The 25374-nt window shown below is 73.0% G+C and carries 25 protein-coding genes and 6 tRNA genes; 12 read left to right on the top strand and 19 right to left on the bottom strand.

What is annotated here, in order from left to right; genetic code table 11:
* Positions 1–30: 30 nt before the first annotated feature.
* Both IH80_RS0124455 and IH80_RS0124450 read right to left on the bottom strand, forming a co-directional pair.
* Positions 31–102, bottom strand: a tRNA-Val gene (locus IH80_RS0124455).
* Between the two features lie 46 nt (positions 103–148).
* Positions 149–676 (bottom strand): TIGR02611 family protein, encoded by a 528-nt coding sequence (locus IH80_RS0124450; RefSeq protein WP_030963314.1) that lies wholly within the window; start codon positions 674–676, stop codon positions 149–151.
* A 176-nt stretch (positions 677–852) separates the two neighbouring features.
* On the opposite strand from IH80_RS0124450, the gene IH80_RS0124445 reads away from it, so the two are divergent.
* Both IH80_RS0124445 and IH80_RS0124440 read left to right on the top strand, forming a co-directional pair.
* Complete coding sequence (locus IH80_RS0124445; protein WP_030011909.1) at positions 853–1266, top strand: SsgA family sporulation/cell division regulator; 414 nt, start codon at positions 853–855, stop codon at positions 1264–1266.
* A 197-nt stretch (positions 1267–1463) separates the two neighbouring features.
* Positions 1464–2084, top strand: coding sequence for a CGNR zinc finger domain-containing protein (locus IH80_RS0124440; protein ID WP_030963313.1), 621 nt, complete (start codon positions 1464–1466; stop codon positions 2082–2084).
* On the opposite strand, the gene IH80_RS42645 is transcribed toward IH80_RS0124440, so the two are convergent.
* Both IH80_RS42645 and IH80_RS0124430 read right to left on the bottom strand, forming a co-directional pair.
* Positions 2025–2198, bottom strand: a complete 174-nt coding sequence (locus IH80_RS42645; RefSeq protein ID WP_173675212.1) for a hypothetical protein — start codon at positions 2196–2198, stop codon at positions 2025–2027. The two genes, IH80_RS0124440 and IH80_RS42645, sit on opposite strands and share 60 nt — an antisense overlap.
* A gap of 484 nt (positions 2199–2682) precedes the next feature.
* The gene (locus tag IH80_RS0124430; protein WP_030963312.1) at positions 2683–3123 is read right to left on the bottom strand and encodes a hypothetical protein; all 441 of its coding nucleotides are present in this window, start codon (positions 3121–3123) and stop codon (positions 2683–2685) included.
* Positions 3124–3328: 205 nt separating this feature from the next.
* Between IH80_RS0124430 and IH80_RS0124425 the strand changes: the two genes are divergently transcribed.
* Positions 3329–3823 carry a DsbA family protein gene (locus IH80_RS0124425; RefSeq protein WP_030963310.1) on the top strand — a complete coding sequence of 165 codons (495 nt, stop codon included), beginning with the start codon at positions 3329–3331 and terminating at the stop codon, positions 3821–3823.
* 23 nt (positions 3824–3846) lie between these two features.
* Here the strand turns inward: IH80_RS0124425 and IH80_RS0124420 are convergent, their stop codons facing one another.
* From IH80_RS0124420 to IH80_RS0124410, 3 genes are read right to left on the bottom strand one after another with little or no spacing between them, the layout of a single operon-like run.
* A complete protein-coding gene (locus tag IH80_RS0124420) occupies positions 3847–4689 on the bottom strand; it encodes a GNAT family N-acetyltransferase (protein ID WP_030963308.1) in 843 nt (280 codons plus the stop codon).
* Positions 4690–4732: 43 nt separating this feature from the next.
* On the bottom strand, positions 4733–5554 hold the full coding sequence (locus tag IH80_RS0124415) for an aminotransferase class IV (RefSeq protein ID WP_030963307.1): 822 nt from the start codon (positions 5552–5554) through the stop codon (positions 4733–4735).
* Positions 5551–6633, bottom strand: a complete 1083-nt coding sequence (locus IH80_RS0124410; RefSeq protein WP_030963306.1) for a chorismate-binding protein — start codon at positions 6631–6633, stop codon at positions 5551–5553. The genes IH80_RS0124415 and IH80_RS0124410 overlap by 4 nt, the downstream gene beginning before the upstream one ends.
* Before the next feature lie 181 nt (positions 6634–6814).
* Here IH80_RS0124410 and IH80_RS0124405 point away from each other — a divergent pair.
* From IH80_RS0124405 to IH80_RS0124385, 5 genes are all read left to right on the top strand, one after another.
* Positions 6815–6887 (top strand) — tRNA-Gly (locus tag IH80_RS0124405).
* 39 nt (positions 6888–6926) lie between these two features.
* Positions 6927–7000 (top strand) — tRNA-Cys (locus IH80_RS0124400).
* A 1-nt stretch (position 7001) separates the two neighbouring features.
* Positions 7002–7073: transfer RNA gene (locus IH80_RS0124395), tRNA-Val, on the top strand.
* A gap of 19 nt (positions 7074–7092) precedes the next feature.
* Positions 7093–7164 (top strand) — tRNA-Val (locus IH80_RS0124390).
* A gap of 40 nt (positions 7165–7204) precedes the next feature.
* Positions 7205–7279 (top strand) — tRNA-Val (locus tag IH80_RS0124385).
* 243 nt (positions 7280–7522) lie between these two features.
* Here the strand turns inward: IH80_RS0124385 and IH80_RS0124380 are convergent.
* The gene (locus IH80_RS0124380) at positions 7523–7708 is read right to left on the bottom strand and encodes a hypothetical protein (protein ID WP_030032802.1); all 186 of its coding nucleotides are present in this window, start codon (positions 7706–7708) and stop codon (positions 7523–7525) included.
* A 551-nt stretch (positions 7709–8259) separates the two neighbouring features.
* On the opposite strand from IH80_RS0124380, the gene IH80_RS0124375 reads away from it, so the two are divergent.
* Positions 8260–9456, top strand: coding sequence for a serine/threonine-protein kinase (locus IH80_RS0124375; protein ID WP_078906728.1), 1197 nt, complete (start codon positions 8260–8262; stop codon positions 9454–9456).
* 17 nt (positions 9457–9473) lie between these two features.
* Here the strand turns inward: IH80_RS0124375 and IH80_RS0124370 are convergent, their stop codons facing one another.
* From IH80_RS0124370 to IH80_RS0124335, 8 genes are all read right to left on the bottom strand, one after another.
* A complete protein-coding gene (locus IH80_RS0124370) occupies positions 9474–10286 on the bottom strand; it encodes a TrmH family RNA methyltransferase (protein WP_030963303.1) in 813 nt (270 codons plus the stop codon).
* Between the two features lie 43 nt (positions 10287–10329).
* A complete protein-coding gene (gene cobA / locus IH80_RS0124365; protein ID WP_030963302.1) occupies positions 10330–11565 on the bottom strand; it encodes a uroporphyrinogen-III C-methyltransferase in 1236 nt (411 codons plus the stop codon).
* Between the two features lie 529 nt (positions 11566–12094).
* Complete coding sequence (gene cobT, locus IH80_RS0124360) at positions 12095–15364, bottom strand: nicotinate-nucleotide--dimethylbenzimidazole phosphoribosyltransferase (protein WP_030963301.1); 3270 nt, start codon at positions 15362–15364, stop codon at positions 12095–12097.
* 275 nt (positions 15365–15639) lie between these two features.
* Positions 15640–16842 carry a precorrin-6y C5,15-methyltransferase (decarboxylating) subunit CbiE gene (gene cbiE, locus IH80_RS0124355; RefSeq protein WP_030963300.1) on the bottom strand — a complete coding sequence of 401 codons (1203 nt, stop codon included), beginning with the start codon at positions 16840–16842 and terminating at the stop codon, positions 15640–15642.
* A gap of 69 nt (positions 16843–16911) precedes the next feature.
* A complete protein-coding gene (locus IH80_RS0124350) occupies positions 16912–17640 on the bottom strand; it encodes a GNAT family N-acetyltransferase (RefSeq protein WP_037880977.1) in 729 nt (242 codons plus the stop codon).
* Between the two features lie 233 nt (positions 17641–17873).
* Positions 17874–18737 carry a MetQ/NlpA family ABC transporter substrate-binding protein gene (locus tag IH80_RS0124345; RefSeq protein ID WP_030963297.1) on the bottom strand — a complete coding sequence of 288 codons (864 nt, stop codon included), beginning with the start codon at positions 18735–18737 and terminating at the stop codon, positions 17874–17876.
* 114 nt (positions 18738–18851) lie between these two features.
* The gene (locus tag IH80_RS0124340; protein WP_030963296.1) at positions 18852–19520 is read right to left on the bottom strand and encodes a methionine ABC transporter permease; all 669 of its coding nucleotides are present in this window, start codon (positions 19518–19520) and stop codon (positions 18852–18854) included.
* The gene (locus IH80_RS0124335; protein ID WP_030963295.1) at positions 19517–20590 is read right to left on the bottom strand and encodes a methionine ABC transporter ATP-binding protein; all 1074 of its coding nucleotides are present in this window, start codon (positions 20588–20590) and stop codon (positions 19517–19519) included. The genes IH80_RS0124340 and IH80_RS0124335 overlap by 4 nt, the downstream gene beginning before the upstream one ends.
* Before the next feature lie 651 nt (positions 20591–21241).
* Here IH80_RS0124335 and IH80_RS0124330 point away from each other — a divergent pair.
* Positions 21242–21610, top strand: coding sequence for a hypothetical protein (locus IH80_RS0124330; RefSeq protein ID WP_030963294.1), 369 nt, complete (start codon positions 21242–21244; stop codon positions 21608–21610).
* A complete protein-coding gene (locus IH80_RS0124325; protein ID WP_030963292.1) occupies positions 21603–22022 on the top strand; it encodes a hypothetical protein in 420 nt (139 codons plus the stop codon). The genes IH80_RS0124330 and IH80_RS0124325 overlap by 8 nt, the downstream gene beginning before the upstream one ends.
* A gap of 6 nt (positions 22023–22028) precedes the next feature.
* On the opposite strand, the gene IH80_RS0124320 is transcribed toward IH80_RS0124325, so the two are convergent.
* The 3 genes from IH80_RS0124320 to IH80_RS0124310 all read right to left on the bottom strand — a co-directional run bounded on the left by IH80_RS0124320 (position 22029) and on the right by IH80_RS0124310 (position 24439).
* A complete protein-coding gene (locus tag IH80_RS0124320) occupies positions 22029–22535 on the bottom strand; it encodes a GNAT family N-acetyltransferase (protein ID WP_030963290.1) in 507 nt (168 codons plus the stop codon).
* A 37-nt stretch (positions 22536–22572) separates the two neighbouring features.
* Positions 22573–23160 (bottom strand): RNA polymerase sigma factor, encoded by a 588-nt coding sequence (locus IH80_RS42635; protein WP_078906727.1) that lies wholly within the window; start codon positions 23158–23160, stop codon positions 22573–22575.
* Positions 23161–23233: 73 nt separating this feature from the next.
* Entirely contained in the window at positions 23234–24439 is a 1206-nt protein-coding gene (locus IH80_RS0124310; RefSeq protein WP_030963288.1) for a glycerophosphodiester phosphodiesterase, read from the bottom strand.
* A gap of 245 nt (positions 24440–24684) precedes the next feature.
* Between IH80_RS0124310 and IH80_RS0124305 the strand changes: the two genes are divergently transcribed.
* Positions 24685–25374: a lysophospholipid acyltransferase family protein gene (locus IH80_RS0124305; RefSeq protein WP_030963287.1), complete on the top strand. Its 690-nt coding sequence runs from the start codon at positions 24685–24687 to the stop codon at positions 25372–25374.

Below are 25374 nucleotides of genomic sequence, written 5' to 3'. Positions count from 1 at the left end.
CGGTGAATGTCTCCGGGCCTCTGGTCCGGGTGGGCGATACTGGGTTCGAACCAGTGACCCCTTCGGTGTGAACGAAGTGCTCTCCCACTGAGCTAATCGCCCGGACGCACCGCAAACATTACCCCATGTCAGCGGTGCTCTGAGACCATCACTGGTCCTTGAGGTCCCAGGGCAGGACGAGCCCGTACTTCCACAGGTAGAAGCCGATCAGGGCGCCCGCGATGACGAGGCCCGTGGTGGTCAGGATGATGTTGCGGCGGCGCACCTTCGGGTCGAGCGCCTTCTGGGCGGCCTCGGTGACCTTGCGCTTGGTCCAGCGCAGCACGAGGTGGGCCCAGGCGAACTCGGTGGCCCAGATCGCCAGGCCCGCGAAGATCGCCACCCAGCCGGGGCCGGGCAGGACGAGCATGGCGACGCCCGCGGCGATCACCGCGAGGCCGACGACGAAGACGCCGACCTGCCAGCTGAGGTGCAGGGTCCTGCGGGCCTTGATGAAGGCGGGCGCCTTCGAGACGTGCGGCGTTTCCTCCGCGGTCCCGTCGGCGCCGGCGGTGCCGGCGGTGCCGGCGGTGCCGGCTGTCTCCGCAGTGGTGTCTGCGGCGGTCTGCGCGGTGGTTTCCGTGGTGGTGTCGCCGGCAGCGGACTCGTTCGTTCCGCGGTCACTCCCCGTATTCATAGGTCGAATCTACCCGAGCTCGAAGCACACGGGAACGATGGTTTGGATCCGCCGTCCGAGGGACCCAGAGGTCCGCAAAACGGTCAGAGGGGTTTACAACGACACCGTAGGTGGCATGTCGATTTCGCCGACGTGCGAATCCCCGAGCGCACACTGAGCGAAAGGCCCTGGCGCTTATGAACACCACGGTCAGCTGCGAGCTGCACCTGCGCCTCGTTGTGTCGAGCGAGTCCTCACTGCCTGTTCCCGCGGGCCTGCGGTATGACACGGCCGACCCCTACGCCGTGCACGCCACCTTCCACACCGGCGCCGAGGAGACGGTCGAATGGGTGTTCGCCCGCGACCTCCTCGCGGAGGGCCTCCACCGGCCCACCGGTACCGGCGACGTCCGCGTCTGGCCCTCCCGCAGTCACGGTCAGGGCGTCGTCTGCATCGCCCTGAGCTCACCGGAGGGAGAAGCGCTTCTCGAAGCACCCGCCCGAGCCCTGGAGTCGTTCCTCAAGCGGACGGACGCCGCGGTTCCACCCGGGACCGAGCACCGGCACTTCGACCTCGACAAGGAGCTCTCCCACATCCTGGCCGAAAGCTGAGCCAGGCTCACGGCCGCTCGACACCGTCCGACTCGGGGCGACGGTGCGGAGCGGACAACCACATACGCCTGCGCCGGCGCTGTTCCCGCGGAAGCCACCCGCGAGGACGGCGCCTGTGTGCTGCGCGGGGACCGGCTATTGTCGGGCGGCATCGGCGGCACGCCCGTCGCCGCAGGCCCGGCCCCCAGGGAGACACCGTGCAGATCCCACACGACACCCGTCGCGCGCTCGACGTCGTCGTCGCGCTGGTGAACACCGCGGCGGAACCGGACCAGCCCGACGGGCTCTCGGACATCGGCGCGCTGCGCGGCTTCGTCCAGGAGTACTCGATCAGCGACGTCGGTGAGCTCGGCGCCCGCGATCTGGCCGGCGTCCGGACCGTGCGCTCGAAGTTCGCCCAGGTCTTCGCTGCGCCGACCGCCCGTGCCGCGTCCGTGCTGATCAACGAGCTCGTGGCGACCGCCGGCACCACCCCGCAGCTGACCGACCACGACGGCTACGACTGGCACGTGCACTACTTCGCGCCCGGCGCGTCGGTGGGCGACCACCTGGCGGCCGACGGCGGCATGGCACTGGCCTTCATCGTGGTCTCCGGCGAGCAGGAGCGGCTGCGCCGCTGCGAGGCCCCCGACTGCCGGCGCGCCTTCGTGGACCTCTCGCGGAACCGCTCCCGGCGCTACTGCGACAGCCGGACCTGCGGGAACCGGCTGCACGTGGCGGCGTACCGGGCCCGCCGCAAGGAGGCCGACGCGGGACCGTCAGAGCAGGAAGAGATCGTGCACGGCGGCGAGCAGCAGCAGGATCCCGATCACCGCTAGGAAGATCATCAGGGGCGGCTGGGAGAGCGCGAACAGACAGCCTCGCGGCTCGTCGGCGACGGGGTCGGGTACCGGGACGGGCACCGCGGGGTCACTCTGCGATGTCTCGAACATGTCGCGCCGATGATGGCGCAGCGAACCGCCCCGCACCCTCCAACACGCCAACACTCGCGCGGCAGTTCGCTCGATCTTGTGGACGTATGGCGATCCCGCTCCCCCACCCGGCCCGCCGTGCTCTCGTCCGCTCGGCGCCGCGCGCCGTCATCGCGCCCGCGGCCTGCGCCGCACGCCCCCGACGTACGCCCTGGCGACTGCCGGAGGCCTCGACCACTGTCTCCGGGGGACACGGGCGGCCGCGACGCCAGGCCGTTCAGCCGCTCCTTCTGCGCCCAGCGACGCTCAGCTCGAGGAAGGGGAGGGCCCGTGGGCCATCAGGTCACGTGTGGGTCGACCAGGACCAAGACCGGCAAGCCGCGCCGGAATCCCGCCATGATCGGCTACCCCCGCTGCCAGAAGCACCGGGGCGACTGGAACAACCCGCAGCGGAAGCGGACCAGGAAGCGCTGACCGGCTGACCACCCCGCCGCGGGCGTGGTGGTCAGATGCCGTGCTTCTTGAGGATGGCCTCGATGTCGGAGAAATCGTCCTCGGGGGTGGTGGACGGCTGGTCACGGCGGGGCGCGGCGGCGGTCCCCAGGGAGGGCTTGGAGGCGGCCGGGGCGGCGGCGTCCGGGGAGGCGCCCGCCTTCGCCTGCTTCTTCGCGGGCTTCCCGGACCCGACCGGGCTGCGCCGCTCGACGGCGCGGGTGGTGAACAGGATCAGCCAGGCCAGCCCCAGCAGCCCGAAGCCGATCCAGACCGTCGGATTGAAGACGATGCCGGTCAGCCACTCCACGACACCCGTCATCACGAGGCCGACGGGCACCAGCGAGTACGCGGCGATCCGCGCGGCGGCCAGGAACCGCCTGCGGTAGGCGGTCACCACGGCGATGCCCAGGCCCGCCGCGGACACCGCGGAGCAAATGGTCTCGGCAAGCATGCGGTCCTCCGGACTCTCGGCGGCGGAGAGGTGTGTCCCGTCCGTCCATCCATCGTGCACCGCCCGCCGCCGCAGCGGCCAGGCTCCGGGCCTCCCCCGCGCGGATCTCCGGGAGATCTGGGGCACCCCCGGGACGCCCCCTAGGGGTCGGCCTCCTCCCGAGGTGCCGGTCGGCGGGGCGGGTGGGGGCTGGGAGACTGTCCGCATGACCGATTCCGTGATCCTCGACGTCTGGTGCGAACTGCAGTGCCCGGACTGCCACCGCGCCCTGGACGACGTCCGCGCCCTGCGGGCCCGCTACGGCGACCGGCTGGACATCCGGCTGCGCCACTTCCCCCTGGAGAAGCACAAGCACGCCTTCGCCGCCGCGCAGGCCGCCGAGGAGGCCGCCGAGCAGGGGCAGGGCTGGCCCTACGCGGAGGCCCTGCTGGCCCGCACGGCGGAGCTGGCCGAGCGGGGTGAGCCGGTGCTGCTGGACGTGGCCCGCGGCCTGGGCCTCGACGTCGAGGAGTTCGACACCGCCCTGATCGACGGACGGCACATCCTGATCGTCGACGCCGACCAGGCCGAGGGCAAGGCCATCGGCGTGACCGGCACGCCGACGTACGTGATCGACGGCGAGCGCCTGGACGGCGGCAAGAGCCAGGAGGGCCTGCGCGCCCGCATCGAGGAGATCGTCGACCGTCTCCTCGCCGCCTGACCGGCCGGCTCCCCCGCGCCGACCTAGATCAGCTCCTTCGCGGCGTTCACGGCGATGTCCCGGTACCCGAGCGACTCGTAGAGCCGCCGGGCCGGGGTGTTGCCCTCGACCACGTGCAGGCCCAGCCGGCTCCCCCCGGCGGCCAGGACGGTCCGCTCGGCGAGGAGCATGAGGCTGCGCCCGTGGCCCTGCCCGCGGTGTTCGGGCGCGACCTTCACGTCGTACACGTACGGGACCGGGCCGAGGCCGGGCAGCTCGCACTCCCCCACCCACAGCGTGCCCAGGGCCTCCCCCGCCGCGGTCTCCAGCAGGAGGACGTGCGTCCCGGGGGTGTCCGGGCCGTCGGGCAGCATCCTGGCGTGTTCGGCGCGGGAGGCCGCCACGCCCTGCTCGTCGGTCATGCCCGGGGCGACGAGCCGGCGGCCGTACTCCACGATGCCCGGCTCCAGCCAGGCGTCGTACTCGGCCCGGGTCATCGGCCGCCCCACGCTGCCCGCCGGAAGGACCGGCGGCTGCGCCGGCAGGTCCTTGACCATGATCCGGCCGGTCTCCCGGTAGCCGAGGGCCGCGGCCATCCGCAGCGCCGGTCCGGCGTCCGCGGGCACCGACACGGTGACCCCGGTGCAGCGCCAGGAGCGCAGCACCTCCTCGGCGGCGAGCGCGGCCACCGTGCCGCGTCCGCGCCGCCGGTCGCCCTCGTCGATCCACAGCCCCCGGATCACGCCGATGCCGGGTTGGGCCGCGGAGCGGGTGGCCAGTTCGAGCGTGCCGACCCGACGGCTGTTGACCCGGACCTCGTAGGTCCGCCGCCGGGTGCCGTCGCTGTTTCGCTGAAGCGGCTGCGCGGGCCGCAGGGTGGTGGTCATCACTTGGAGTTCTACCTGCCCCGCGGCTCCGCGTCACCGGTGCTCACGGATCGATGTCGGCGCCGGCCTTCACCTCGAAGATCCGCATGACCTCGGCCGTGACCGGTCCGGGCCCCGTCGCGATGTCCCGGCCGTCGAGGCGGACGACCGCCTGGGCGTCGCGCAGCGAGGACGTCAGGAAGACCTCCTCGGCCTGTTCGAGCGCCTCGAGGGGCAGGTCGGTCTCCTTGGCGCCGGCCCAGTCGACGACGAGGGCCCGGGTGATGCCGGGGAGGCAGCCGGATTCCAGGGGCGGGGTGTGCAGTTCCCCGTCGAGCACGACGAAGACGTTGGACCCGGTGCCCTCGCAGAGCCGTCCGACCGTGTTGGCCAGGAGCGCCTCGGAGGCGCCCGCCCGGTGGGCCGCGGCGAGCGCGACGACGTTCTCCGCGTACGAGGTGGTCTTCAGGCCGGCCACGGCGGAGCGCTCGTTGCGGACGAAGGGGACCGTGATCACGGCGGTGGTGTCCGGGCGGCGGGGGGAGGCGGCGACGGCGGCGATCAGGGTGGTGCCGGCGTCGCCGCGGTCGGAGCCGAGCGGGGCGACGCCGCCGGTATAGGTGATGCGCAGGCGGCCGTGTTCGACGGGTTCGGCCTCCAGGACGGCGGCGCAGGCCCGGCGCACCTCGTCGAGGTCGGGCTCCGGGAGGCCGAGCCCGCGGGCCGAGCGGGTCAGCCGCTCCAGGTGGCGGGTGAGCGCGAAGGCCCGGCCGCGCTCGGCCTTGAGCGTCTCGAAGACGCCGTCGCCCACGGTGAGCCCGTGGTCGAGGACGGACACCGTGGCGTCGTCGACGTCCCTGAGGGTTCCGTCGAGCCAGATTTTCATGGTGCGGTCCTTCCGGTGGTGTGGTGCGCCCCCTGGGGGCCGATGGGCTCCCGGCCGGCCGCGACCCGCAGCAGGCGGGCGGCCTTGAGTTCGGTCTCCGCCCATTCGCGGTCGGGGTCGGACCCCCAGGTGATGCCCGCTCCGGTGCCGAAGAGCAGCCGGGGGCCTCCGGGGGCCTCCCGGTCGATCCAGAAGGTACGGATCCCGACCGCGAGCTCGCCGGTGCCGCGGTCCGCGTCGACCCAGCCGATGCCTCCGCAGTAGGGGCCGCGCGGGGCGGTCTCGAGGGCCTCGATGATCCGCAGCGCCGAGGACTTGGGTGCGCCGGTGACCGATCCGGGCGGGAAGGTCGCTGCGAGGAGTTCGGGCCAGCCGGCGCCGTCGGCGAGTTCGCCGCTCACGGTGGAGACGAGGTGGACGAGGCCGGGGTGCTCCTCGACGGCGCACAGCTCGGGAACGGTCACGGAGCCCGTGGCGCACACCCGGCCGAGGTCGTTGCGCACGAGGTCCACGATCATCACGTTTTCGGCGTGGTCCTTGGGCAGGAGGTCCTCTGCGGTGCGTCCCGTCCCCTTGATGGGTCCGGACTCGACCCGGCGGCCGTCGCGGCGCAGGAACAGCTCGGGCGAGGCGGTGGCGATCTCCACTCCGTGAGCGGCGAGCCGAATCGTTCCTGCAAAGGGTGCGGGGTTGCCGCGCGCGAGGAGTGCGGTGAGGGCGTCGACGTCGGCGAGGTCCGGGCGCGGCAGCGGCGCGGACATCACCCGGCAGAGGTTGGCCTGGTAGACCTCGCCGGCCGCGATGTGCTCGCGGATGCGGCGCACCCCGGCGACGTACGCGGCCCGGTCGAGGGAGGAGGTCCACTGGTCGGCGTCGGGACCGGCCCAGGCACCGGGGACGGGCGCGGGGACGGGGTCGGGCCGTACGTCCCCGAAGCGCGCGCAGACGAGGCGCCCTTCGAAGTCGGCGGCCACCGCCCAGAAGCCGGTGGAGTCGAGGGCGGCGGGATCACTGGTGACATCCCGCAGGTCGGTCGCGAGGAGGCCGCCGAAGCGGGCCATGGGTGGCAGGTCGTGCACGGCTGCGAGTCTATGACCGTCGACGCGAGAGCGCCGGTGCGGTGACGGACGGGTGACCTGTGGTGATCGTGCGGCAGCACGCTGCGGAAACGCGTTTTTGAGCTGGCCCGGTAATCCGCTAGAGTTCAACACGTCGCCAGGGAGCGAAGGGGGAAGAACCCCGGAGCGAACAAGGTGACCTGCGGACGTAGCTCAGTTGGTAGAGCACCACCTTGCCAAGGTGGATGTCGCGAGTTCGAGTCTCGTCGTCCGCTCGAAGTGGGGGATCTTCCCGAGAACCCCTGCAGCTCCATGGTGGAGTGGCCGAGAGGCGAGGCAACGGCCTGCAAAGCCGTCTACACGGGTTCAAATCCCGTCTCCACCTCCAAGGACGATTAGCTCAGCGGGAGAGCGCTTCCCTGACACGGAAGAGGTCACTGGTTCAATCCCAGTATCGTCCACTGATCCGCAAGGATCCCCGCGCGATTAGCTCAGCGGGAGAGCGCTTCCCTGACACGGAAGAGGTCACTGGTTCAATCCCAGTATCGCGCACGCAGTACACGCACCACCTGCGGTTTCGTGCCGCAGTCCCGCGCGATTAGCTCAGCGGGAGAGCGCTTCCCTGACACGGAAGAGGTCACTGGTTCAATCCCAGTATCGCGCACCACCGGAGAGCCCCGGCCGTTTCCACGGCCGGGGCTTTCGTGTTCCGCCACACGGGTGCGCGGACCTCCCGCGGGATCCCGGCCCCCGCGGACTCCTGCGGGAGCGTCAAAAAGGGTGCTGCCCGTACGACTCCCCAGTCGTACGGGCAGCACCCTTCACCTGCCGTCCGTCGCGCCCCCGTCCCCACGGGGTACGACAGGCCGATGTCCCGGCCCGGGCCGCTCTCCCGGGCCCGGGGCGCCGCTCAGCGCCCCGGCATCATGCCCACGGACGACGCCTGTGCCGCCAGCTGATCGAATCCTCCGAAGAGGAAGAGCAGCAGGGCGGCCAGGGGGAGGACCATGGCCGCGGCCACCAGTGGGTGGCGGGTACCGGACTCATGGCTGTTGAACGCGAATGCCTTGCGCCCCTGCCGTGCGATGCCCGCCATGGCCCTCTCCCTGTCGTCTGGCAGCGGCGGGCTCTTGACCTCGGGGGACGAGTGCATCACCCGCCGCTTGACTTCAACACTAGGCGGGCGGAAGGCCGCAGGCCTCATGCCCTCGTACCCATTGCCGGGCCTCCGGGAGGATGAGGGCGACCCTTCCGTGTACTCCCCTGGGTGGAGACCGTCCGCCTCGCGTCGGGGTCATCCCGGAGGGGATGACCGGAGGGTAGTGACTTCCCTCACGTCCGTCACTCCCTGTTCACGCGTGTCCGCCGGCCGGGCATCGGCAAGATCGACTCGGGTCGCGGCGGCTCCGGCGCGCACTCCGGCGCGCTCCGACCTGCTGGGGGGCGCCAATCCCCTTGCGCGAAGGGCCGTTTGGACCTGTCGTCGGCCCCGGTCGCGGCGACGGACCGGATCGCTGAAGCTCCCTCAAGTGTGCCGTGCCGCACTGACGATCGAATCTCCCGACGAGGGCGCGGCCTCTGAGCACGCATGCCGGATGGTCCGTAAGCTGTGGCACGTCAACAGGACGACCGGTCAGCGGGGTGGACATGGCGATGATGCGGCTCCGGCGCGAGGACCCGCGTGTCGTCGGCTCGTTCAGACTGCACCGGCGGCTCGGGGCCGGCGGCATGGGCGTGGTCTACCTGGGATCGGACCGGCGCGGGCAGCGCGTCGCGCTCAAGGTCATCCGGCCGGACCTGGCCGAGGACCAGGAGTTCCGTTCGCGGTTCGCCCGCGAGGTGTCCGCGGCCCGTCGGATCCGGGGCGGGTGCACGGCGCGCCTGGTCGCCGCGGACCTGGAGGCCGAGCGGCCCTGGTTCGCCACCCAGTACGTGCCCGGGCCCTCGCTGCACGACAAGGTGGCCGAGGAGGGCCCCCTGACGGCCGCGCAGATCGCCGCCGTCGGCGCCGCGCTCTCCGAGGGTCTGGTGGCCGTACACGAGGCGGGAGTCGTCCACCGCGACCTCAAGCCCTCCAACATCCTCCTGTCCCCCAAGGGCCCCCGGATCATCGACTTCGGGATCGCGTGGGCGACCGGCGCCAGCACTCTCACCCACGTGGGCACGGCCGTCGGCTCCCCCGGCTTCCTCGCCCCCGAACAGGTGCGCGGCGCCGCCGTCACCCCGGCCACGGACGTCTTCGCCCTCGGCGCCACGCTCGCCTACGCAGCCACCGCCGACTCGCCCTTCGGACACGGCAGTTCCGAGGTCATGCTGTACCGCGTGGTGCACGAGGAACCGCACCTGCAGGGCGTCCCGGACGCGCTGGCGCCCCTCGTACGGGCCTGCCTGGCCAAGGACCCCGAGGAGCGCCCCAGCACGCTCCAGCTGTCGATGCGGCTCAAGGAGATCGCGGCCCGCGAGGCGCAGGGGCTGCCGGACGGCCGCCCGCCGGCGCAGCGGGCCCGCGTGGAACGGCCGACGGGACGACTGCCCGAGGGCTCCCCGGACCACGCGGAACTGCGCACGGAGCGCCGTACGGGCGGCGGCGGGCCCAGGCCGCAGGGCGGCGCGCCCGGCGGCCCGCACTCGCGGCCCTCCTCCTCGCGCAACCCGCGCAGTCCCGGCGGGCCGTCCTCCCGGCCGACCGCGGGACGCACGGGCGGCCGCCCGGCGCCGAGGACGACGGGGGCGGGGCGGCGTCCCTCGCGGCCCGACCCGAAGCTGATGCGCCAGCGCCTGATCGTGTTCATCGTGGTGACGCTGATCGTGGCGCTGGGCATCGCGGCGGCGCAGAAGCTGTAGCGCCGCCCCGCGGGCCGCTACGGGCGGCCCTGGGCCACCGCGTAGAAGGCGACCGCGGCGGCGGCGCCCACGTTCAGCGAGTCCACGCCGTGGGCCATGGGGATGCGCACCCACTCGTCGGCGGCGACGAGCGCCTGCGTGGACAGGCCGTCGCCCTCGGCGCCGAGCATCAGCGCCACCCGCTCCAGGGACTGCGGGGCCGCCACGTCGATCGGTGTCGCCTTCTCGTGCGGGGTCAGCGCCAGCAGCTTGAAGCCGGCCTCGCGCACCGAGTCCAGGCTCTTGGGCCAGGCCTCCAGACGGGCGTAGGGCACGGAGAACACAGCGCCCATGGAGACCTTGACCGAGCGCCGGTAGAGCGGGTCGGCACAGTCCGGCGACAGCAGCACGGCGTCCATGCCGAGGGCGGCGGCGCTGCGGAAGATGGCCCCGATGTTGGTGTGGTCGTTGACCGCCTCCATGACGACCACCCGGCGGGTCGTGGCGAGGAGTTCCTCGGCCGTGGGCAGCGGTTTGCGCTGCATGGAGGCGAGGGCGCCGCGGTGCACGTGGTAGCCGGTGACGCGTTCGGCGAGGTCGGGGCTGACGGCGTAGACCGGGGCCGGGATCTCGTCGATGACGTCGCGCATGACGTCGACCCACTTGGCGGAGAGCAGCATCGAGCGCATCTCGTACCCGGCGTCCTTGGCCCGTCTGATGACCTTCTCGCCCTCGGCGATGAAGAGGCCTTCCGCGGGTTCGCGCCTGCGCCGCAGTTCGACGTCGGTCAGGCCCGTGTAGTCGCGCAGGCGGGGGTCGTCGGGGTCGGTGATGGTGATGAGATCAGCCACAGGGTGATACTGCCTTGTCCTGGGTGCGGTGCCAACGGCCTTGTCAGGCGCTGGTGGTGGGAACGTCCGGGCTGCCGACGCGGACGACCTCGCCGATCACGATGACCGCGGGCGGGCGGACCTCCTCGGCGCGGACCGTCTCGCCGACCGTGGCGAGGGTGGCGTCCACCCGGCGCTGGGTGGCGGTGGTGCCCTCCTGGACGACCGCGACGGGGGTGTCGGCGGAGCGGCCGTGCCGGACGAGCGCCTCGGCGATCAGGCCGATCTTGTCGACGCCCATGAGGATCACCAGGGTGCCGGTGAGCTTGGCGAGGGAGGCCCAGTCCACGAGGGAGCGCGGGTCGTCGGGCCCGACGTGCCCGCTGACCACGGTGAACTCGTGGGCGACCCCGCGGTGGGTGACCGGGATGCCGACGGCGCCGGGCACGGAGATCGAGCTGGAGATGCCGGGGACGACGGTGCAGGCGATCCCGGCCTCGGCGAGGGCCTGGAGCTCCTCCATGCCGCGGCCGAAGACGTACGGGTCCCCGCCCTTGAGCCGGACGACGGCCTTGCCGGCCTTGGCGTGCTCGATCAGCGCGTTGTTGATGGCCTCCTGGGCCATGAACCGGCCGTACGGGATCTTCGCGGCGTCGATGACCTCCACGTGCGGGGGGAGCTCGTCGAGCAGGTCGCGGGGCCCGAGCCGGTCGGCGATGACCACGTCGGCCTCGGCGAGGAGACGGCGCCCGCGCACGGTGATCAGGTCCGGGTCGCCCGGGCCGCCTCCGACGAGGGCGACGCCGGGGGTGGACTTGTGGCGGTGGCCGGGGGCGGCGAGGCTGCCGTCGCGCAGGCCCTCGACCACGGCGTCCCGGACGGCGGCGGACCGGCGCGGGTCGTTGCCGGTCAGCACGGCGACGGTGACGCCCTCGATGCGGCCGGTGGCCGGGGTCCAGGCGGTGGCCGCGGCGGCGTCGTCGGCGCGCACGCACCACACGCGCTCGCGCTCGGCCTCGGCGGAGGCCTGCTCGTTGACGTCGCGGTGCTGCGTGGCGATGAGCGCGTACCAGGCGCCGGAGAGGTCGCCGTCCTGGTAGCGGCGGCGCTCCCAGCGGATCTCGCCGGTCTCGGCCATGGCGTCCACGGAGGGGGTGGCGGAGGGCGAGACGAGGAGGACGTCGGCGCCGGCCGCGATGAGCGCGGGGAGGCGGCGCTGGGCGACCTGGCCACCGCCGATGACGACGACGCGGCGGCCGGCGAGGCGGAGTCCTACGGGGTAGGCGGGGGTGTCGGCCATGGCAGTGCGGCTCCTGATGCGGCAGTCGTTCTGTCGTGCCGCTGCGGCTCTGGAGCGGCGGGATTGCTGACGTGCGGTGATGCGGTGCGGGTCCACCATACGGCGCGGGCCGTCCCGAGGTGCGGACGGGGGCTGCGCCCCCGCTCCCTGCGGGGCTCCGCCCCCGCACCCCGCACGCCACCGGTGGGGCGCGTCCGCCGTGCGGTGGCGGTACGGCCCGACGGGACCGGTCCGGCGGAGGCGTCGGGACACCCGGTGACGTCCCCAAGAGGCGATCCGGGGGGACCCCGCCCGGCGTCCGTGGGCGCGGGCACGCTCCCGTTCGGGCGGGGCTGCGCGGTGGGGCGCTGCCTCACCGGCAGGTCTCTGGGCTCGCGAACCCTGAGCGCACCGGCCCGTCGCCCGGCGGTGGGTTCGCCCGGCCTGCGGGGACCTCCCGGAGGGTTCCCGCCCCACGGCAGCCCGTACCGCAGGCCCAGCCCCGTCGGCGTTCGAGGTGTGTCGGGGCGGAGGCCCCGCCGGGGACGGGTTACTTCTCCGTGACGCCCGCCGAGTCGAAGGTGGCGACCTCGTGCATCGCGCGGGCCGCGCTCTGGACCAGCGGGAGGGCGAGCAGGGCGCCGGTGCCCTCGCCGAGGCGGAGGTCCAGGTCGACCAGGGGCCGCAGGCCCAGCTTGTTCAGGGCCGCCACGTGGCCCGGCTCCGCGCTGCGGTGGCCCGCGATGCAGGCCGAGAGCGACTCGGGGGCGATGGCGCGGGCCACCAGTGCGGCGGCTCCGGCGCTGACGCCGTCCAGGATCACCGGCGTGCGCAGGGACGCGCCGCCCAGGAGGAGGCCCACGATCGCCGCGTGCTCCAGGCCGCCGATCGCCGCGAGGACGCCGATCGGGTCCGCCGGGTCCGGCTGGTGCAGCTCCAGGGCGCGGCGGACCACGTCGACCTTGCGGGCGTGCGTCTCGTCGTTGATGCCCGTGCCGCGGCCGGTGACCTCGGACGGGTCGACGCCCGTGAAGACGGAGATGAGAGCGGCGGAGACCGTGGTGTTCGCGATGCCCATCTCGCCCGTGAGGAGCGCCTTGTTGCCCGCTGCGACCAGATCGCGGGCCGTCTCGATGCCCACCTCGATGGCGGCGACGGCCTCCTCGCGGGTCATCGCCGGGCCCGCGGACAGGTCGGCGGTGCCCGGGCGGACCTTGCGCGGGAGCAGGCCCGGGGTGGCCGGGAGGTCGCCCGCGACGCCGACGTCGATCACGCAGACCTCGGCGCCGACCTGGTTGGCGAAGGCGTTGCAGACCGCGCCGCCGCCCAGGAAGTTGGCGACCATCTGCGTGGTGACCTCCTGGGGCCACGGGGTGACGCCCTGGGCGTGGACCCCGTGGTCACCCGCGAAGATCGCGACCGCGGCCGGCTCCGGGATCGGCGGCGGGCAGACCCGGGACAGGCCCGCGAGCTGGGCGGAGATGATCTCCAGCATGCCCAGGGCCCCGGCGGGCTTGGTCATGCGCTTCTGGCGCTCCCAGGCCTCGCCGAGCGCCTTCGCATCGAGCGGGCGGATGCTGGCGACCGTCTCGGAGAGGAGGTCGTGCGGCTCCTCGCCGGGCAGCGCTCGACGGCCGTAGGTCTCCTCGTGGACCACCCAGGAGAGCGGTCGGCGCTGCGACCAGCCGGCCTGGGCGAGCTCGGGCTCCTCCGGGAACTCGTCGACGTAGCCGACGCACAGGTAGGCGACGACCTCCAGGTGCTCCGGCAGGCCGAGCTCGCGGACCATCTCGCGCTCGTCGAAGAAGCTGACCCAGCCGACGCCGAGGCCTTCGGCGCGCGCGGCGAGCCAGAGGTTCTCGACGGCGAGGGCGGAGGAGTACGGGGCCATCTGCGGCTGGGTGTGGCGGCCGAGGGTGTGGCGGCCGCCGCGGGTGGGGTCGGCGGTGACCACGATGTTCACCGGGGTGTCGAGGATGGCCTCGATCTTCAGTTCCTTGAACTGCTTCGCGCGGCCCTTGGGCAGCGACTTCGCGTACGCCTCGCGCTGGCGCTGGGCGAGCTCGTGCATCGTCCGGCGGGTGTCGGCGGAGCGGATGACGACGAAGTCCCAGGGCTGGGAGTGGCCGACGCTGGGCGCGGTGTGGGCCGCCTCCAGGACGCGGAGCAGCACCTCGTGCGGGATCGGGTCGGTGCGGAAGCCCTTGCGGATGTCGCGGCGCTCGCGCATGACGCGCAGGACGGCCTCGCGCTCGGCGTCGTCGTAGCCGGGGGCCGGGTCGCCCGCGGCGGGCTCGGCCTCGGGCGCGGCCTGCGCGGCCTGCGCGCCCTCGGCCTGTTCGCCCTCGGCCTGTTCGCCCTCTGCCGGTTCCGGCTGGACGGCGTCCTGCGCCTCGGCGGGCTCGGGCCGGACGGGCTCCACGACGACGGCCCCGGCGACCGGCTGGGCGGCTTCCTCGGGGGCGGTCACGGCGGGCTGGGACGGGGCGGCCCCGGGCTGGACCGGGACAGGAGCGACGGCCTCGGCGGTCACGGGCTGGACGGGCTCCACGACGACGGCCTCGGCGGCCGGCTCGGCGGGCTCCGCGGCGACGGCCACGGGCTCCGGGTGGACCGGCTCGGGCACGACGGGCGCGACCGGCTCCACGGCCTCCGCGGGGGCGGCCGCCACGGGCTGCGGCGGGACGGCCACCGGCGGGGCCGCTTCGGGCGCGGCTTCGGCCGGCACCGGCTGGACCGGCTCCATGACGACGGCCTCGACGGCCGCCTCGGCCGGCTCCGCAGCTGCGGCGGTCTCGGGTACGACGACGGGCGTCGCCTCGGCGGCCACCGGCTCGGCGGTCTCCGCCGTCGGGGCGGGCGCCCCTGCCGGTGCGGCCTCGGGCTGCTGCGGGGCCTGGGCCACCGCCTCGGCGGGCGCCGTCGGCGCCTCGGGCTCCACGGCCGCCTGTACCGGCTCGGGGGCCTGTACCGGCTCGGGGGCCTGTACCGGCTCGGGGGTCCCGACCGGCTCGGGGGCCTGGGCGGCCTCGGCCGGCAGCGGCTCCGGCGCGGCGGCCGGCTCCGGCGTCCAGGGTGTCCCGGCCTGCGGCGGGACCTCGCCGAGCTGCGGGGCGGGTCCCTGGGCGGCCTCCGCGCGGGGAACGTCCAGGTACTCGGGCCCCATGGTCGGGGGGCCCGCCCGGTGGAGCGGGGTGGACGCCGTGGCGGTGCTCTGGGCGGAGGCGGGCGGGGCGGCCTGCGCGGGCGCGGCGGCCGGTCCGCGGTCCGCGAGGGACCGTACGACTCCGCCGGTGGCGTCGGGCATGGGCGGGCCCATGTGCAGCGGGCGCCGGACGGGAGCCGCGGGGGCCATCGGGGCGGCGGGGGCCGCGGGCGGCGGGACGACGAGCCCGCCGAGGTCGAGCGCGCCGGAGTCCCGGCCGCCCGTCTCGTGGGCGCCGGCGCTGTAGGAGCCGTCGGGGAAGACGGGCGGGGTGAACTCGGTGTACGCGCCGGGCTCGGGGTACGCCGCCGGGGCGCCGGGGTAGGCGGCGTCGGCGCCGTAGGACGGGTCGGCGTACGGCTGCGGCTCGGCGGCCTGGGGCTCCACCGGGAAGGCCGGGACCTGCGGGACGACCTGCGGGTCGCTCCAGGAGCCCTGGGCGCTCGGCATCAGCAGGAGTTCCTCGTCCTCTGGCTCTGACGGGTCCATGAGGTCCTGGAAGGCGTAGCCGGGCATCGGTGCCGGGATCTGGACCGGGGCGGGGATGCCCTGCTGATCCACCATGCCCGTGTTGTCCGGGAGACCCTCGCCCGGGACCTGGCCGGTGTCAGTCATGCTTACCCCTCGCCCATCGGTGTTGCCTCTTCGATCACCCGGCCGCCCACGAGGCCTCCGAGCGGAGTTGCCGTGCGGTGCCGCGGGTGCGACGAGTCCGTCTCACGTGCGCCTGCGCGACAACCAGTAAGCATTGTCGCGCCCGTTAGCGATCGTGGCGGCCATAACCACCACGGTCCTCTGTGGACTGCGCCACGTCGCGCGTCCAGGCCGTGTCGCGATGCCCGAAACGTCCGCGCAGTACGACGATCGGCCAGCCTACCCCGGCCCTCGTCTCAGCGGGTCACAGGGCGCTGAGCTGCCAGGAGGAACACCACGGAACGGTCCTGTTCGGCCCAGGTGCGGGGGTCCAGGCCGACGGACTGGAGGAGCGCGCACTCGACGTCGTAGCCGTGTTCGGTGAGGACCCGGCCGATGGCCTCCGCCTCGTCGCGGGTGGAGGCGTGGCTGACGATCCGTTCGGGGCGCCGGTCGGCGACGGCCGCGACGACCTCGGCGCCGCCGCCGCCGACGCGGACGACGTCGGGCTCGGGCAGGTTCTCCAGGACGTGCGGCGCCCGTCCGGCGACGAACTGCAGTTGCACTCCTCGGGCGCGGGCGGCGGCGGTCACCCGCTCGCGGGCCGCGGGGTCGGCGTCCACGGCGATGACGGCCGCGCCGAGGGCGGCCGCGTCCACGGCCACGCCGCCGGACCCGGTACCGATGTCCCAGACGAGGTCGCCGGTGCGCGGGCCGAGCCGGGCGAGTTGGGCCGCGTGCAGCAGTGCCGACTCCCCCTCCCCCGCGCCGGGCCGGGTCCGGGCCCAGCCGCGTTCGGCGGAGTGCGCGGGGGTCTGGCCGAGCAGCCAGCCGGGCTCGGCGGCGGGCGCCTGCCCCGCGCCGCCGATGACGATGACGACGTTCGGGTCGCGCCAGCTGTGGTCGGCGGCCTTGTCGGAGGTGAGGACGCTCACCTGCTCGCGGTCCGTGCCGAGTTCCTCGCAGACCACGAAGGTGCGGTGGACCCCGTCGAGGAGCAGGGCGAGTTCGGCGGGTCCGGCGCCGGGCGAGGTGAGGACGGCGACCTTGGGGTGGGCGCGGCAGACGTTGACGGCGCGCCGCAGGGTGCGGGGGTGGGCGACGACGACCTGTGCGTCGTCCCAGGGCATGCCGGCGCGGGCGAAGGCGGCCGCGACGGAGGAGACGGCGGGGACGACCTCGACCTCCAGGCCGTGCTCCGGGGCGCGCAGGGTGCGTACGACGCCGAAGAAGCCGGGGTCGCCGTCGGCGAGGACCACCGCGGTGCCCCGGTGGCCCGCGATGCGGCGGGCGGCCAGGCCCAGGCTGCCCAGGCGGATGCGTTCGGCGGTGGGCGGGACTTCGGGGAGCGCGAGGTGGTGGGCGGCTCCGGCCACGAGGGTGGCGGCGGAGAGCGCGGACCGGGCGGCCGAGGTCAGGGGCGAACCGTCCCAGCCGATCACCGTGACCCGGTCGGCCATCGTCGTCTGTCTCCTGATGTGGGGGGCGGGAGGGAGGGGCGGGCACGGTGAGACTACCCGGTCATCGGTTCATTTCCGGTCGGCGCCGACGGGGTGGCCGTTCGCGTCGGACCGCTGTCCGGGGACCGCGTGGGCCGGGTACGCGCCCCGGCCGTCGCCGTGGGTGTCGTGGGTGTCGTAGCTCTCGTAGCCGTCGTACCCGTCGAGGCCGTCGCCCTCGTCGAGGTCCTCGGGCAGGAGGCTCCAGACGATGAGGTCGGTGCGGGTGTCGGTCCAGCCGCCGTCGGCCGTCTGCGTGCGCACGGTCCACGCGTTGCGCAGGACGCCCTCGCTGATGCAGCCGATCTTCTGGGCGACCTGCTGCGAGGCGGTGTTGTCGGCGGCGGTGCGCAGTTCTAGGCGCTCGAACGCCTGCTCGCGGAAGAGCCATTGGGCGACGGCCAGGACGGACTCGCTGGCGTAGCCCTCGCCGCGGGCCCAGGGCGCGGTGACGTAGCCGACCTCGGTGGCGCGGGTGCGCCAGTCGGTGTTGCGGAGGTGGACGATGCCGACGAGGCGCTGGGTGAGGAACTCGGTGACGGCGAAGACGATGCCGCGGCCCTCGGCGCGTTCGGCGTGGGAGTCACGGGTGGCCCATGCCTGCGCGTCGGCGTGGGTGTAGGGGTGCGGTACGGAGGTCCAGGCGGTGATGTTCTCGTCGTTCATCATCTCGGCGAGCGCGGTGACGTCCTCCTCCTCGAACGGGCGCAGCACCAGCCGGTCCGTGCTGATGGTGACGTCCGGAAAGGTGGTAGTCATGCGCAGCTCCATGCCTGAGAACGTGGTGCGACCGTGGTGCGATGCGACCGTGGGCGGGGGCAGTTGGTGCAGGACCGGGTCCACGGGTCGTAGGCCACAGCATGCAGCATCGACGGGGGGATGTGCAGGGCCGGGTTGCCCGGGAGCGGGCAGGACTCGGCCCCGCGCGCCGACAGGGGCGTGCGGGGCCGAGATGCATGACCGTCCGGGGCCCGACGGGTCGGGCGGCGGGGTCAGGAGGCGGGGGTGCCGAAGGCCGGGACGACCGAGCCCTGGTACTTCTCCTCGATGAACTTCTTGACGTCGTCGGAGTTCAGGAGCTTGGCGAGCTTCTGGATCCGCGGGTCGTTCTGGTTGCCGTCCTTGACCGCGAGGAAGTTGGCGTAGGGGTTGCCCTCGGCCTTCTCCAGGGCGAGCGCGTCCTTGGCGGGCGCCAGGTTCGCTTCCAGGGCGTAGTTGCCGTTGATGACTGCGGCGTCCACGTCGCTCAGGGCGCGCGGGACCGTGGCGGCCTCCAGCTCCTTGAACTCCAGGCCCTTCTTGTCGGTGATGTCGGACAGCTTGGCGCCGGTGCCGACACCCTCCTTGAGGGTGATCAGGTTGTTCGCGGCCAGCAGCTGGAGTGCGCGGCCTTCGTTGGTGGTGTCGTTGGGGACGGCGATGGTCTGGCCGGGCTTGATGTCGGAGAGCGCCTTGACCTTCTTGGAGTAGAGGCCGAGGGGCTCCAGGTGCACGTTCACGACGGGGACGACGTGGGTGTTGTTCTTCTTGTTGAAGTCGTCGAGGTACGGCTTGTGCTGGAAGTAGTTGCCGTCGACCTGGCCCTGCTCGGTGGCGGTGTTGGGCAGGACGTAGTCGGTGAACTCCTTGACATCCAGCTTGAGGCCTTCCTTGGCCGCGAGCTTGTCCTTGACGAAGTTCAGGACGTCGGCGTGGGGGCTCGGGGAGGCCGCGATGACGAGCGGCTTGCTCTCGTCGGCCTTGCCGCCGTCGGCCTTCGCGGAGGACGGGTCCGAGGAGCTGCCGCAGGCGGTGAGGCCGAGGGTCAGCGCGGTGGCGGTGGCGGCCAGGGCGGTGAGCTTGATGTTCTTACGCACGAAGAGTGCCTTTCTTGCTGAACAAGTACCGAGGACTTGCTGGTGGTGGCCCAAGCACGACAAGTGCGGGCTCTAGGGGGGAAATCGGTGGGGGCGGGCTGCCCGGGGTGCCGGTCAGGCGGTGCGGCCGCGGCGGGCCAGGAGGCCTACGACGCCGTCGCCGATCAGCTGGACGACCGTGACGAGGACGATGAGGACCACGACGGTGGCGACCATGAAGCCGGTCTCGAAGCGCTGGAAGCCGTACGTGATGGCCTTGGAGCCCAGGCCTTCGCCACCGACGGCGCCCGCCATGGCGGAGTAGCCGACGAGGGTGATGACGGTGGTGGTGACGCCGGCGACCAGGGAGGGCAGGGCCTGCGGCAGGAGCACCTTGCCGACCAGGGTCGGAATGCCTCCGCCCATGGACTCGACGGCCTCGATCAGGCCGTGGTCCACCTCGCGGACGGCGGTCTCGACGAGCCGGGCGAAGAAGGGGATGGCGCCGATCGCGAGCGGGACGATCATGGCGGTGGGGCCGATGAAGGTGCCGACGACCGCGGTGGTGACCGGAATCAGGAAGATCAGCAGGATGATGAACGGCAGCGATCGGCCTATGTTCACGATCACGCCGAGGACCTTGTTGACCGGCTGGTTCTGCAGCAGGCCGCCCTTGTCGGTGAGGACCAGCAGGATGCCGATGGGCAGTCCGCCGAGCACGGTGACCAGGGTGGACCACAGCACCATGTAGAGGGTGTCGTAGGTGCCCTGGGTGAGCAGGGGCTGCATCTCGGACCAGGTCACTTGGCACCATCCTTGACCAGTGCGGCCAGTTCGGCCAGTTCGTTGTCGATCCCGTCGGCCCCGTCCGCCTCGTCGACGACGTCGACCTGGAGGCCCTGCTCGCGCAGGAAGCCCACCGGCACGACGTTGTCCTCGTAGCGGCCGGGGAGTTCGATGCGCATGCGGCCGATCAGCCGGCCGGCGACGGTGTCCATCGCGGCGCCGAGGATCGAGATGTCGATGTTGTAGGTGCGCGAGAGCTGCGAGATGACGGGCTGGGCCGCGGCCTCGCCGTGGAAGGTGACGTCGACGACCGTGCGGTCGGGGCCGGAGGCGGCGCCGGTGACCGGGAACAGCTCGCCCGCGAGCTCGGAGCCGGGGGTGGCGAGCAGTTCGGCGACGGTGCCGGACTCCACGATCCGGCCCTTCTTCATGAGGGCGGCCGAGTCGCAGACGGTCTTGACGACGTCCATCTCGTGCGTGATGAGCAGCACGGTGAGGCCCAGCTGCTCGTTGAGGTCGCGCAGCAGCTTCAGGATGGAGCGGGTGGTCTCGGGGTCGAGGGCGCTGGTGGCCTCGTCGGAGAGCAGCACCTTGGGGTCGCCGGCCAGGGCGCGGGCGATGCCGACGCGCTGCTTCTGGCCGCCGGAGAGCTGGGTGGGGTAGGCCTTGGCCTTGTCGCCGAGGCCGACCAGGTCGAGCAGTTCGAGGGCCTTGCGGGAGCGCTCGCGGCCGGAGACGCCGAGGATCTCCAGGGGCAGCTCGATGTTGGCCTGGACGGTGCGCGAGGACAGCAGGTTGAAGTGCTGGAAGACCATGCCGATGCGGCTGCGGGCCTCGCGCAGTTCCTTGCCCGCTCGCCGGCCGCGGCCGGCGAGCGCCGTGAGGTCGACGCCGTCCACGTGCACGGTGCCGGTGGTGGGGCGCTCCAGCAGGTTCACGCAGCGGATCAGGGAGGACTTGCCGGCGCCGCTCTGGCCGATGACTCCGTATACCTCGCCCTCACGGACGTGGAGGTCGACGCCGTCCAGGGCGGTGACCTCGCGGCCACGGGACTGGTAGACCTTCGTGAGGCCCGATGTGGTGATCACAGGAATTCCGTCGCTGTCGAGTGCGCGGCGCAGCGGAGTGCCGGGCACGGGGCATACATCTGGGACGCGATACGGGACGAACCGTCAGAAATCGATGGCTTCGACGCGTGCGCGGGGCATGAGTGGGCCGTGCTGTCCATCAGGTGGTGACGTACTGGCGCGGCCGGTCTCGCTTCGGGGCGCGAGGCTCAGGAAGGGGCCCTCAGAAGGCGCACATTCGACACATACAGCGAGCACCGGGCGTCATCGTCGCCTCGGTCGCAAGGGTGCGGCTGCTCGTCGTGGTCATGGGCCCCAGTAAAGCAGACGTATCCCCTCACCGATCAAAGTTGTCCGGATAGCGGACGCGATGCGGCCGCATGGCGGACAAGGCCGGTCCGTCGCGGCCGCCCGTCCCACCCCTCCGGCCTCCCCCCTGACCTGCGCCGACGCGGACCCGCGGACCCGCGTCCGGAGGTCGCGGCGGGGTCCGCCCGCAGGGCCCCTGTGGTCAAGACCACGGCCTCGGGGCGGGCCGGGAGCGGGGCACGGCGCGGGCCGCGGCCCCCGCGCCCGGGGCCGGGCCCGGGGGCCGCGCCGGGGCCGCACCGGGGCCGCCGTACGGCAAGGGGTGCGCGCATCGGGTCTTTCGGCCCGTAATACCCTCGCTGCATGCTCGACGCCCTGACGGTCGCCATCGGCGTGGCCGCACTCGCCCTCGCCGCCTGGTGCGGTTACGCCGCGCTGCGCGACCAGCCGACCAAGGACTGGCACTTCATCGGCATGGCCGTGGTGACCGTCCTGGTCCTGGCCCAGCTGGTGATCGGCCTGGTGCGGCTGGCCAGGGGCGAGAAGCCCGACGAGGGCTCGGTGATCTTCGTGGCCTACCTGCTCGGCGCGTTCGCCGCCGTACCGGCCGCCGGGCTGCTCTCGCTGACCGAGCGGACCAAGTGGGGATCGGTGACCGTGGCCGCCGGCGCGGTGGTCCTCGCCGTCCTCGAAGTACGGCTCTACGACATCTGGGGAACCACCGGTGCCTGACGCTGACACGACGACCGCCACTCCCCCCGGGCGCAAGCGGCTGGTCTCCGGGCCCGGGCTGCTGCTCGTGTGGCTGTACGGGGTGATGGTGGTGGGCGCGGTCTCGCGCTCCGCCTTCCAGATCTCGACCGAGTTCGACCGGGCGCCACTGGCCTACTCGCTGTCCGCGCTGGCGGCGCTGGCCTACGCGTTCATCACCTACTCACTGGTGCGCGGCGGCGAGGCGGCGCGCAGGGCCGCCCTGGTGTGCTGCGCCGTGGAGCTCGCGGGCGTACTGGCGGTGGGCACGTGGACCCTGCTGCGCCCGGAGTCCTTCCCCGACACGACCGTCTGGTCGCAGTTCGGGATGGGCTACCTGTTCATCCCGGTGATCCTGCCGATCACCGGGATGCTCTGGCTCCGCAGCCGCTGAGCCGGCTCAGGCGCTGACCGCGAAGTCGGCCGGGTCCTTGGCTTCCTTCTCCAGGATCACCAGCTGCACGCCGTCGGACGCCGTGCGCCCGCCGACCTTGACGTAGCCGGCCTTGCGGTAGAGGCGCAGGTTGGACTCGCTCTTGTGACCGGTGTGCAGGCGGAAGCGGGTGGCGGTGCCGGGGCTCGCGAGGGCCTCCTCCACGGCGCGCAGCAGGCGCGCGCCGAGCCCGTGGCCCTGCAGGCGCGGGTGGACGCACAGCTTGGCGATCTTGGCGGTGCCCTCCTCGTCCACGCTGCCGCGGACGGTGCCGACGATCTCGTCGCCCAGCCGGGCCACCAGGACGGTGTCCGTCGCCAGCTCGCCCTTCAGGGAGTCCAGGGACTGGGTGAGCGGCTGGATGAGGTAGTTGCCGTACAGCTCGGCCTCGCGCTGGAAGGCCAGGTACTGCAGTTTGAAGATCTGCTCGGCGTCCTCGGCGACCGCCGCCGAAATGGTCACGCTCATGCCCATGTGCGCATGCCTCCAGCTCACCTGGTAGCCCGTTGGTCTACCGCTCCTTTCCCCGAAGGCCAGGAGCCGCAACCTCTGCCGCGAGCATTCTGCGCAGACATCCCAGGCAACGGGAACGCACGGGCCCTAAACTTCCTTGTGAGATACCCAACTCTCCTGCGATTTCACGGTATGTGAGGTCTCTGGGCGAAAGAAGTGCCCGCATCAGCTCGGGACAGCGCCCGGGCAACCGGGCGACGGCCGATCGGAGTGCGCGGTTCTCCTCCCCGTGCAGCAGGGCGTCTTCGGGCGCGGGCCCGGTGGCGGCGCCGGTCCGCGGGCCGCCGTCCGTGAAACGGCGGTGGCGGGCGTCCGCGGAGGTGCGGCGGTGGTCGTAGGGGATCTCGCGCCGCGCCCGGCGCCGGGCGAGCCGGGCCTCGGCCCGTACCGCACGGCGCAGCCAGCGGGCCGGCTCGGCCGGGTCGGCGGGATCGGGGGCGCGCCGGCCGCTCTCCAGCAGCCTGACCCAGACGGCCTGTTCGAGGTCGGCCGCGTCCATTCCGGCAGCCGGGGCCTCCGCCGCCGCCTCCGCGGAGAGCAGCGGGCCCAGTTCGTTCACGAGGTCGGGGTCCTTCAGCAGATCCATGCCGAGCGGGACGAGTGGGCCGTGCCCGGCGGTTTCCCCGCCCGGCACGGCCCACTCGATCGGGAAGCGGAGCTCAGCGGTTGACGGGGCGCCGGCCCGGGCGGAAGGCCTCGGCGGCGAGCAGTCCGGTGTCCGGGTTGTCGGTGAAGATCCCGTCGATGCCCTGCTCGAAGTAGGTGCGGAAGGCGCCGAGGGCGTCCCCGTACGCGGCCGGATCCGTGCCCCTGCGGTACTCGGCGGGCAGGAAGCTGTTCTCGTTGCGCGCGGTGTAGGGGTGCAGCAGCAGGCCGCGGGCGTGGGCGTCCTTCACCAGGGTGGTGGGGGCGCCGAGCCGGCCCGCCGCGTCGCGCGGGAGGATCAGGTCCATGGTGGGGCCGATGCCCTGGGCGAAGCCGGCGATCCACCTGAGGCCCTCGGGCTTGACCAGGTCGGCGACGGTGCGCGGGTCCCCCGCCTGTTCGAAGTCCCAGGGGCGGGTTCCCGCGGCGGAGAGCAGGACCACGCGGGGCGCGGAGACCAGCCGGGAGAGCCGCTGGATGCTGGACGGCTCGAAGGACTGGAGGAAGACGGCGGCGTCCCGCCCGTCGCGGCGGTACCGGCGCAGCAACCGGGCGAGGGGCTCCTCCAGGCCGAGGCCCAGGTTGCGGAAGTAGCTGGGGTGCTTGGTCTCGACGTGCAGCCAGACCCGCTCGCCGCGCCGCCTGCCCTCGCGGTCGGCCCAGCGGAGCACCTCTTCGAAGGTGGGGACCGCCCACTGGCCGTCGTAGAGCGTGTTGCGCTGACGGACGGCGGGGATGCGTTCCTTCGCGCGCAGGGTCTTCAGCTCGGCGAGGGTGAAGTCCTCGGTGAACCAGCCGGTGACCTGGACCCCGTCGACGGACTTGGTGGTGCGCCGGGAGGCGAACTCGCGATGGTCGGCGACGTCGGTGGTCCCGCCGATCTCGTTCTCGTGGCGGCACACCAGGTGGCCGTCCCGGGTGGGGACCAGGTCCTGCTCGACGACGTCCGCGCCCAGGTCGAGGGCCAGCTGGTAGGAGCCGAGCGTGTGCTCCGGCCGGTAACCGCTGGCGCCGCGGTGGCCGATGACCGTGGGGTACGGCAGGCCCCGGAAGCCGTCGTCGCCGTGCCCGCCGCCCGCGGCGGGCACCGAGGACGGCGAAGACGCCGAGGACGTCCCCGCCGCGGAGGCCGTTCCCGCCGCGAGGCCGGTGATCCCCGTCCCCGCCGCCAGGACCGCCGCTCCCAGGACCGTGCGCCGCGCTGCCCCACCCTGCGTCATGACTGCCACTCCTCGTCGTGAAGGCCTCAAGGCCGTAGCCGTGAAGGTCGTGATCGGCGTGCCGATGGTAGGCAAAGGGGGGTGGCCGCAGGGGGTGCCTCGGAGGCACAGCCGGGGAACTTGGCGAAAACGCGTGTCAACATTACGTATCCGACACGTGAACCCGATGTGCGCGCGGAGCTGACTCGCGAGTATCGTCCTCACCTGCGCTACCGCCGCGTGGTGGGCGCGCGAGCCGCTTTTCGATGCCGGAGGGGCCCACGTTGTTCCGTACGAAGCTCATCAAAGCCACTGTCGGACCGGTCATGCGCACGATGTTCCGCACCCGCGTGGAGGGCGTCGAGAACATCCCCGGCTCCGGGCCGGTGATTCTGGCGGGCAACCACCTCACCTTCATCGACTCCATGATCCTGCCGCTGGTGTGCGACCGCACGGTCCACTTCATCGGCAAGGACGAGTACGTGACCGGCAAGGGCCTCAAGGGCCGGCTCATGGCGTGGTTCTTCACCGGCTCCGGCATGATCCCGGTGGACCGTGACGGCGCCAACGGCGGGGTCGCGGCCCTGATGACCGGCCGCAGGATCCTCGAAGAGGGCAAGATCTTCGGCATCTACCCCGAGGGCACCCGCTCCCCCGACGGGCGGCTCTACCGCGGCCGCACCGGCATCGCCCGCCTCACCCTGATGACCGGCGCCCCCGTGGTGCCCTTCGCGATGATCGGCACCGACAAGCTCCAGCCCGGCGGCGCCGGCATGCCGCGCCCGGGCCGGGTCACCGTCCGCTTCGGCGAGCCGATGGAGTTCTCCCGCTACGAGGGCATGGACCGCGACCGGTACGTGCTGCGCGCCGTCACGGACTCGGTGATGGCCGAGGTCATGCGGCTCTCGGGCCAGGAGTACGTCGACATGTACGCGACCAAGGCGAAGGCCGCCTAG

Origin of the sequence: Streptomyces sp. NRRL S-378 (assembly GCF_000720645.1) — a bacterium.
In the GTDB taxonomy this organism is placed as follows: Bacteria; Actinomycetota; Actinomycetes; order Streptomycetales; family Streptomycetaceae; genus Streptomyces.
This window is presented reverse-complemented; position numbering and strand designations above follow the sequence as displayed.